This window comes from Flavobacterium sp. (assembly GCF_003525665.1).
Taxonomy (GTDB): domain Bacteria; phylum Bacteroidota; class Bacteroidia; order Flavobacteriales; family Flavobacteriaceae; genus Flavobacterium.
On the sequence record NZ_DQDX01000147.1, the window covers coordinates 1 to 9,782 of the forward strand.

At 32.4% G+C, this 9,782-nt stretch carries 7 protein-coding genes; 2 read left to right on the plus strand and 5 right to left on the minus strand.

The features are described 5' to 3' along the window. Positions 1–225 precede the first annotated feature (225 nt). Positions 226–1,074, plus strand: coding sequence for an NAD(P)H-hydrate dehydratase (locus tag DIU01_RS10300; protein ID WP_290834125.1), 849 nt, complete (start codon positions 226–228; stop codon positions 1,072–1,074). A gap of 1 nt (position 1,075) precedes the next feature. Here the strand turns inward: DIU01_RS10300 and DIU01_RS10305 are convergent, their stop codons facing one another. From DIU01_RS10305 to thrA, 5 genes are all read right to left on the minus strand, one after another. Then, complete coding sequence (locus DIU01_RS10305) at positions 1,076–1,936, minus strand: L,D-transpeptidase (protein WP_290834127.1); 861 nt, start codon at positions 1,934–1,936, stop codon at positions 1,076–1,078. Between the two features lie 81 nt (positions 1,937–2,017). Continuing rightward, positions 2,018–2,872, minus strand: a complete 855-nt coding sequence (locus DIU01_RS10310; RefSeq protein ID WP_290834129.1) for an aldose 1-epimerase family protein — start codon at positions 2,870–2,872, stop codon at positions 2,018–2,020. A 3-nt stretch (positions 2,873–2,875) separates the two neighbouring features. Next, a complete protein-coding gene (gene thrC / locus DIU01_RS10315; protein ID WP_290834131.1) occupies positions 2,876–4,168 on the minus strand; it encodes a threonine synthase in 1,293 nt (430 codons plus the stop codon). 94 nt (positions 4,169–4,262) lie between these two features. After that, positions 4,263–5,195 carry a homoserine kinase gene (locus DIU01_RS10320; protein WP_290834133.1) on the minus strand — a complete coding sequence of 311 codons (933 nt, stop codon included), beginning with the start codon at positions 5,193–5,195 and terminating at the stop codon, positions 4,263–4,265. A gap of 41 nt (positions 5,196–5,236) precedes the next feature. Then, positions 5,237–7,684: a bifunctional aspartate kinase/homoserine dehydrogenase I gene (thrA, locus tag DIU01_RS10325; RefSeq protein WP_290834135.1), complete on the minus strand. Its 2,448-nt coding sequence runs from the start codon at positions 7,682–7,684 to the stop codon at positions 5,237–5,239. A 410-nt stretch (positions 7,685–8,094) separates the two neighbouring features. Between thrA and hutH the strand changes: the two genes are divergently transcribed. Further along, entirely contained in the window at positions 8,095–9,597 is a 1,503-nt protein-coding gene (hutH, locus tag DIU01_RS10330) for a histidine ammonia-lyase (protein WP_290834137.1), read from the plus strand. Positions 9,598–9,782 lie beyond the last annotated feature (185 nt).

Here is a 9,782-nt window from a genome sequence, read left to right on the forward strand (position 1 = left end):
GTGCGATAATGCGGTATTTTTCATTGTATTTTATAATATAAATTGAAGTCGCTAATTTATTTAAAATTTATTAAAATAGTACCTAAAAAATCAATTATATATGGATTTATTTTAATGAAAAGGTTTCTAAATTTACTATTCAATAAAAGTACCATTTGAATTAAAAAAATAATTAACCTACATCAAATAAAATTCAGTAACTTTAGTTAACCAATTATAAAGTCCATGCAACTTCCAGTAGAAATCACAAAACAAGAAATTCTAAAAATCTATAAACCAATTCCACTAAATTCGCACAAAGGAATTCAAGGTCACGCACTACTTATTGGTGGAAGTTATGGCAAAATGGGTTCGGTTTGTTTATCGAGTAAAGCGGCGATAAAATCGGGTTGCGGATTGGTTACGGCATTTGTTCCAAAATGTGGTTATGAAATTGTACAAATTAGTATTCCAGAAGTTATGGTTTTAACTGATGTTCAAGAGAATTTTATAACCAATATTGATTATGATTTTACTCCAAACGCAATCGGAGTTGGCATCGGAATTGGTCAGGAAATTGAAACTCAAAACGCCATTCATCAATTACTTTTTGACAATAAAACACCAATGGTTATTGATGCCGATGCATTGAATATTTTGTCATTAAACCCAACTTGGATTTCACTTTTAGAACCCAAAACAATACTAACGCCGCATCCAAAAGAACTCGAACGATTACTAGGAAAATGGAACTCAGATGAAGAAAAATTTGCTAAAACAATCGAATTCTCTATGAAATTTGATGTAATAATTGTGATGAAAGGAGCGCCAACCTACATCATTGACGGAGAAAAAATATACCAAAATACAACAGGAAATCCAGCATTGGCAACCGCAGGAAGTGGTGATGTGCTTACTGGAATTATCACAAGTTTGCTCGCTCAAAACTACGAACCCATAAATGCAACAATGCTAGGTGTTTACCTTCACGGATTAACTGCTGACATTGCTTTACCAGAAACTGGACATCAATCGTTTATCGCTTCTGATATTATTAATTATTTAGGAAAGGCATTTCTAACTCTGGAAAATTAAATTATTTAGTAGAAGTTTTACTGTAATCTTCTCTAATTTTTTGTTGTTCCAAAATTGCTTTTAAGAAAGGAGCAGTTTGCTTTTCAACTTCAGCTATTGAAATATCTAAACTTTTCGAATTTTTAACCAACTGCAACCATGGTTTAGGTTCATCAAAATCATAACTTCCAAAAACAATTACTGGTGTTCCTTTTACTTTTACTGTTTCTTTATCGGCAAGAACCCATTGATCAGCCCAATCGTAAAGAAATTTTGCATCTTTTTCTAACAATCGCAAACAAGAATGCGACGCAGGATAACCTGGTAATTCATATTCATGAAAACCAACACCTAATTTATTTTCGATGTTGAAATTCCATTTTAAATCCCATTCGTCGTTAAAAGTACTTGTAGTTTCTTCTGCTTTCCAATTGGTGTAGAACAATCCTGTTGGCGTTTTATCTTTTTTTCTACCCATATTTGTTGGTCCGGAGTAGACAAGAACTCCGTTTTCATAAGCTGCAAAAGTTTGCGTTGGATAAGAAAACAGCAACACTTTAGAAACATCAGCTAAATAATTAATTTCCAATGGAAAAGGTAAATAATAAACCACATCACCACTAAAATCACTCGGAATTACAATTGAATCTTGCTTTGCCAAGTTCTTTTTATCGGTTCTATTTATTGCCGTTACAATTTCAATTTTAGAAACATCGGTTGCGTTTTGTTCCAACCAAATTTTCGCATTTTCTAAAGTGTAAGACACTGATTTTGGTTGTTTTCTCACAATTTGCTTTTTTTGCTTTACAGAACTTCCGTTTTGTTTACAAGAAAATAGAGTTATCAAGGAGAAAAACGATAGCAGAATAAGTTTAGATTTCATAGGTTTATGTTTTATGTAAAATTCATCTTTTTACATGAATCTACTTTTACATAATTACCTAAATAAGTTGTCTAAATTCCACTATAAAATTTCAATTGAAAATGAAGCTTCGAAACTTGAATTTTCTTTCAAAATCTGAATGTTTGTTTTATCAAAAAGATTGCCATTACTTGTGGAATCATCAGCAAAACCAATCCATGGTTCGATGCAAATAAATGGTGCGTTTTGAACAGTCCAAATTCCTAAACTACTAAAATCGTCAAAATTTACCCTCAATAAAGGTTTCTGATTTTCTAAAATTGTAATTTTTTTAGATTGAATCGTTTTAAAAACTAAAGCATCTTTTTCGAATAAAGAATAGGTTAGAGGCAAGTTGGTTTTATCTAAATTTACTGGTCTAGTTTCTCCAGAAAATAAATTGTTTTCTAGTTCATGAGTGACTAAATTTTCCTCTTTTTCAAATTCTAATGAATAATCTTCAAAAGAATTTGTCAAAGCAAAAGCTGGATGTGCACCTATAGAAAAAGGCATTTGTACATTTGATTTATTTCGAATTATATAGCTTAGAATTAAAGAATTATCAACTAATTTATAATCCATTTGAAGTTCAAAATCAAAAGGATATTTTGCTCTAATTTCAGGATTTTGTTTTAGTAAAAACGAAGCAGCATTTGAACTTGATTTAATTACTTCAAATTCAAAATCTCTAGCAAATCCGTGACGTGATAGATTATATTTTTTGCCTTCGTAGAAATAGCAATCGTCTTTTAAAGCACCAACAATTGGAAATAAAACTGGTGAATGTTTACCCCAAAAGTCAGGATTTCCACTCCATATGTATTCGGTATTGGTTTGTGAATTTTTAAACGAATTTAATTCTGCACCTTTTGTGTTTATTGATGCAGAGCACAATTTATTTGATAAAATAATATTCATAATTTAATTCTTTTGAAGGAAGTTTTTTAAGTCTTCGTAACTTTTAATTTTAACACTTACTTTTTCTTTATTCAAAACACTTTCTATTTGTTTTGGAATCTCCAATTTGACATTTAAAACTGGTTCTACAACATCCAAAAACTTAATTGGATGAGCAGTTTCAAGGAAAAAACCAACAGCGTTTAGATAATTTAGAAGTTCTTTTTTTAATCCTAAATAACCAACAGCGCCGTGAGGTTCGGCAATATAGCCCGAATTTGTATGAATTTTTTTCATGGCAGATTTAGTTTCTTCATCAGTATAAGTATAGGACGAAAAATCTTTTTGGAATTCCTTCAAATCGTTGTTATACATTTCCTGAATTCGAACAAAATTACTCGGATTTCCAACATCCATCGCATTGGAAATGGTTGCAACTGATGGTTTTGAATTATAAATTCCGTTTTCTAAAAATCTTGGAACCGTATCATTTGCATTGGTTGAAGCAACAAAATGGGTTAGTGGTAAACCTAATTTTTTTGCTATAATTCCGGCACAAATATTCCCGAAATTTCCACTCGGACAAGATACAATTAAGTCTTTATTGTACTTTTTCAATTCTTTATAAGCAAAGAAAAAGTAAAACATCTGAGGAAGCCAACGAGCAATATTTATCGAATTTGCCGATGTTAGATTTTTATATTTTAAATCATCATCCAGAAATGCTTTTTTTACCATGTCTTGACAATCGTCAAAAACACCATCAACTTCTAGCGCCGTAATATTTTGACCTAAAGTAGTCAATTGACGTTCTTGAATATCGCTCACTTTTCCTGATGGATAAAGAATGATGACTTCAACACCTTTCACACCAAGAAATCCGCTTGCCACAGCGCCACCAGTATCACCAGAAGTGGCAACCAAAACAGTATTTTTTTGATCTTTGTCTCTGTTAAAATAGGCTAAACATCTTGACATAAATCGTGCGCCAACGTCTTTAAAAGCCATAGTTGGTCCATGAAATAATTCCAAAGAAAACACATTTTCTTCTACTTTAACTAAAGGAAAATCGAAGGATAAAGTTTCTTTTAGAATTTGCTTTAATTCGAGTTCAGGAATTTCAGTTCCTACGAATTGTTTTATGGCTTCGAAAGCTATTTCTTCGTTTGATAAATTTTCTATTTCATCAAAAAATGATGGCAGTAATTGGGAAATTGTTTCAGGAAAATACAAACCTTTATCTGGTGCAAGTCCTTGAATAACGGCTTCTTGAAAAGAAACTTTGTTGTCTTTATTATTTAAACTGTAATAGTTCATTTATGTGGTTTCGAGTTACGAGTTTCGGGTTTCGGGTTGTTTTTCTTTATCAAATTTTTGATATAACTCGCAACTCGTAACTCGCAACAATTAATTATAATATTTTAACTCCATTGGGATTAATTCTTGAAATATGCATATCAAATTCAATTCCAGTATATTGATAACTTTCGCTCATGGCAAATGCTACTTTTTCGGCAATCTCTTGACCTTTACACAAAGCAAAAATACTCGGACCAGCACCAGAAATTCCTGAACCTAAAGCTCCATATTGCAATGCAGCATTTTTAACTTCATCAAAGTTAGGAATTAAATGTTTTCGTGCAGGTTCAACAATGATATCATTTAGCGAACGACCAATTAAATTGTAATCATTGGTGTATAAACCAGCGATAAATCCACCGAGATTTCCCCATTGCGTTATGGCGTCTCTCATTGGAATCATGGGTTGCAAAACTGCTCGTGAATCGGATGTTTTTACTTCAATATGTGGATGCAAAACTACTGCAAAAAGTTCGCTCGGACTTTCAATTCGAATCACATCCAACGGATTGTAACCGCGAACCAAAGTAAAACCTCCAAGTAGACAAGGAGCAACGTTGTCGGCATGTTCGCAACCGCTTGCCACAGCTTCACCTTTCATAGCAAAATCAACTAATTCATGTTTTGTAAATGGTTTTCCGAGTAATTCGTTGATTCCAAAAACAGCTCCAGCAGCACTTGCAGAAGAACTTCCGATGCCACTTCCAGCTTTTATTTTTTTATGGATTTCTATTTCAAAACCGTGATCAAAGGAGACGCGATTAATCGCTTCTTTACAGATGGCTAAAGCAGCAACTCCGGCAACATTTTTTTCGGTTTCAAATGGTAAATCGGCACCAGTGATTTTGGTTATTTTTATTCCTTTTTCTGTTGATTTTCTGATAATCATTTCATCGCCAATTCCTTCTAGGCATAGACCTAAAACGTCAAATCCGCAATTGAGATTGGCGATTGTTGCTGGACAGAATATTTTTATTTCGTTCATATTTTTATTTTTTTGTGTAGAGACAAGGCAATGCCTTGTCTCTACACATTTCCAATTCGAATTACATCAGCAAAAATTCCAGATGCTGTTACGGCTGCACCAGCACCAGCACCTTTTATAATCAATGGTTGATCGATGTATCTGTCGGTGTAAAATTCTACAATATTATCTTTTCCTTCCAGATTGTAAAACGGACTTTCTTTTGGAATAAATTGCAATCCAACGCTTGCTTTTCCGTTATCAAACGAAGCTACAAATTTGATTCTACAATCTTTGGCTTTTGCCTCGGATAAAAGGTTTTCAAAATGATTCGAATGTTTGATTAATGACTTGAAAAAATCTTCATTATTCGTTGTTTCCATACATTCTTGTGGTAAAAAGCAATTGTTTTCTATGGCTTCCATTTCCATTTCGTAACCGCTTTCGCGAATTAGAATTAAAATTTTTCTAGCTACATCAACACCACTTAAATCAATTTTTGGATCAGGTTCGGTAAATCCTTGTACACCAGCTTCTTTTACCACATCGTGAAAGTTGTAGAAATCGCTAAAATTATTGAAAATAAAGTTCAAACTTCCAGATAAAACGGCATTAATTCTGTTTACTTTATCGCCAGAAGCTATTAGATGTTTTAATGTATCAATAATTGGTAAACCAGCGCCAACATTGGTTTCGAATAAGAATGGCGCGTTGTATTTTCGAGACAGATTTTTTAGATTTTTATAGTTGTCATATTGCGATGAACAAGCAATTTTATTACAAGTAACAACAGCAATATTTTGTTTCAAAAATTGATCATAAATGGATGCAATTTCACCATTTGCAGTAATATCTACGAAAATACTGTTGCGTAAATTGAGTTCTTTTGCTTTAGAAATAAATTCAGAAATTGTGGCAGTTTCTCCATTATCTAATAGCGATTTCCAATCTTTCAGCGACAATCCATCCTCATCAAAAACCATTTTTCTGGAATTTGACATTGCTATTACGCGAACATTCATTTTCATATTCTCTTTCAAGAATTTCTTTTGTTGGTGAATTTGATCTATAAATTTTTCACCTACATTTCCAACGCCCATTACAAATAAATTCAACTGTTTTGTGTTGTCTTCAAAAAAGCGTTCGTGTAAAGTATTCAGCGCTTTTTTGACATCTTTTTCATTAATTACAACCGATATATTTCTTTCGGATGCACCTTGAGCAATGGCACGAATGTTCACATTATTTTTCCCTAAAGTACTGAACATTTTACCACTTAAGCCTTGATGATTTTTCATATTTTCACCTACCAAAGCCACAATGCACAAGTCTTTTTCTACAATACAATTATCAATTTTATTTTGAGCAATTTCTAATTCGAACGTTTTATTGATTGCTTTTCGAGCTCTTTCTGCATCTTGATTTTGAATTCCGATGCAAATGGAATGTTCAGATGACGCTTGTGTTATGAAAATTACATTGATATTTTCTTGCGAAAGCACTTCGAATAATCGTTTTGATGAACCAGCAACACCTATCAGTCCTGAACCTTCGACAGTCAGTAAAGCAATTTTGTCAATGTGAGAAATTCCTTTTATTGGATTGGCATTTGCATCTGGATTGTTCGAAATTAATGTTCCGTAAGCTTCAGGTTCGAAGGTGTTTTTTATCCAAATTGGAATATTTGAATTTAAAACTGGTTGAATTGTTGGCGGATACAAAACTTTGGCACCAAAATGAGACAATTCCATAGCTTCTTGATATGAAATAGATTCGATGGGTTGCGCTTGTTTTACAATTTTAGGATTGGCTGTAAACATTCCGTTGACGTCTGTCCAAATTTCTAATGAATCGGCATTTACGCCATTTGCAATGATTGCAGCAGTATAATCGGAACCACCACGACCAAGAGTTGTAGTATTTCCATCTTTAGAAGAAGCGATAAAACCTGGTAAAATTACAACCTGCGATTTATTAGAAATAAAATAATCTTCAATAAGTGTATTGGTTACATCAAAATTTACAGCTGCTTTTCCGAAATTAGAATTGGTTTTAATCAACTCTCGACTGTCTTTAAAATTACTGTTTGGAATAGTTTGCTGTAATGCTGTTGCAATAATTTGTGACGATAATAGTTCGCCAAAACTTGCAATAGCATCAGAAGTTCTTGGTGATAATTCGCCCAATAAAAAGCATCCGTCAAGAAGCGTTTGCAATTGATTAATTTGACTGTTTATCTTAATTAAAAGCTGATTCTGATTGTTACTATCAATTAAAAGTGATATGGTTTCAAAGTGTTTTTGTTTGATTTCTTCAATGTTATTTTTATAATTTTCGTCTTTTGATGCAGCTTTTTGTGAGGCAATCAAAAGCATATCTGTTATGCCACTTAAAGCAGAAACTACAACGGCTAATTTTTCTTTTTTCGATTTTTCTGTAACAATATTTATTGCTAATTGAATATTTTGGGCATTGGCAACAGAAGTTCCGCCAAATTTTAATACTATCATGATGTTTTGTTGTAAAATGAATTGATGAGAATGATTTCAAAAGAATTTGCACTCTCATTTTGAAAGTCCATTGCAATTGGATTATATGTGAAAATTATACCCCAAATGGGGTTGTAGTTGTTGTAGATGTAGTGCCAACAAAAGTCGCAACCAAAGATTTGATTGTAGATACGAAGCTGTATTTGTGGCAATTGTTCAACATATATTTCAAAAGTACCATTTTTTAGTTACCAAAAAAACGAGTTGGTTATTTTTGTGAATCCTTCATTTTTAGTGAGTTTATTGATTTTTAAAAATGATATTCTATTTATATGAAGTGATTTTTTAACAAATATTCAATAAAATAATGGCTTTAAACCTTGTTTTTTAACATTCGTTTACGGAATTTTGAGGTCTAATTTAATTCCAAAATGGACAATTCGCATTATATAAGTTCAGAAGTACTGCATTTAGAGACTTTACAAGAAATAATTTCACAACACAAAATGATTGCTTTATCAGAAGAAGCCAAAGTAAATATTCAAAAATGTAGAGAATATTTAGACACCAAAATGGCTGGAAACGAAAAAGCGATTTATGGAATTAACACTGGTTTTGGATCGTTATATAATGTAAAAATTTCCAATGAAAATCTATCGCAACTACAATCCAATCTAGTTAAATCGCATGCTTGTGGAACTGGCGATGAAGTTCCAAGTGAAATTGTGAAAATTATGTTGTTGCTTAAAATTCAGTCGTTGAGTTATGGACATTCTGGTGTGCAATTGCAAACCGTAGAACGATTGGTAGATTTTTATAACAATGATGTTTTACCTGTAATTTACACACAAGGTTCGCTTGGTGCGAGTGGTGATTTGGCTCCGTTAGCACATTTATCATTACCATTATTAGGTGAAGGTGAAGTGAATTATGAAGGATTTCGTCAACCATCAAGTAAAGTTTTAGAAAAATTAGGATGGCAACCAATAGTTCTACAATCAAAAGAAGGATTGGCGTTGTTGAATGGAACGCAATTTATGAGTGCTTATGGAAGTTATATTTTGCTAAAAGCGATGAAATATTCGTATTTGGCTGATGTAATTTCGGCAATTTCATTAGAAGGATTTGACGGAAGAATTGAGCCTTTTAATGAATTGATACATTATGTTCGTCCGCACAAAGGTCAGATTGTGACGGCAAAACGAATGACTGATTTGTTGGAAGATAGTGAAATTATTGCTCAAGAAAAACAACACGTTCAAGATCCCTATTCGTTTAGATGTATTCCACAAGTGCATGGTGCTTCGAAAGATACAATTGATTATGTAAAGAAAGTATTTAAGACTGAAATTAATTCGGTTACTGATAATCCAAATATTTTTGTAGGTGAAGACGTGATTATTTCTGGTGGAAATTTCCATGGTCAACCTTTGGCAATGGCTTTAGATTTTCTTGCAATTGCTTTATCTGAATTAGGAAGTATTTCTGAAAGAAGAACCTATCAATTGATTTCTGGATTGCGTGGTTTACCTGCATTTTTGGTTGATAATCCAGGTTTAAATTCTGGTTTTATGATTCCACAATATACGGCTGCGAGTATTGCTAGTCAGAACAAACAATTGGCAACTCCAGCAAGTATTGACAGTATTGTTTCTAGTAACGGACAAGAAGATCACGTTTCGATGGGAGCAAATGCAGCTACAAAATGCTTGAAAGTTATGGAAAATTTAGAGCGAATTTTGGCGATTGAATTAATGAACGCTTCGCAAGCAATTGAATTCAGAAGACCTTTAAAATCAAGTGACTTTATTGAAATGTTTGTAAAATCATATAGAGAAGAAGTTCCGTTTGTAAAAGAAGACAGAATTTTACATTATGATATTGAAAAATCTGTAGCGTTTTTAAATAGCTTTTTGATTGATTTGGAGGATTGATTTAAATTGAAGTTAATTCTGTTTTAAAATTTTTGCAGGTTTATACATTATAAGCTGTTCATCATTTCCAAGTATTTCAACGTCTTTATCTATGTAAAGTATATTCATTTTCAATTTTAAATTATTTCTTATGTTTAATGATTTTAAATGATTGTTGTGAATTATTATTTGTATTAATTCAGTAT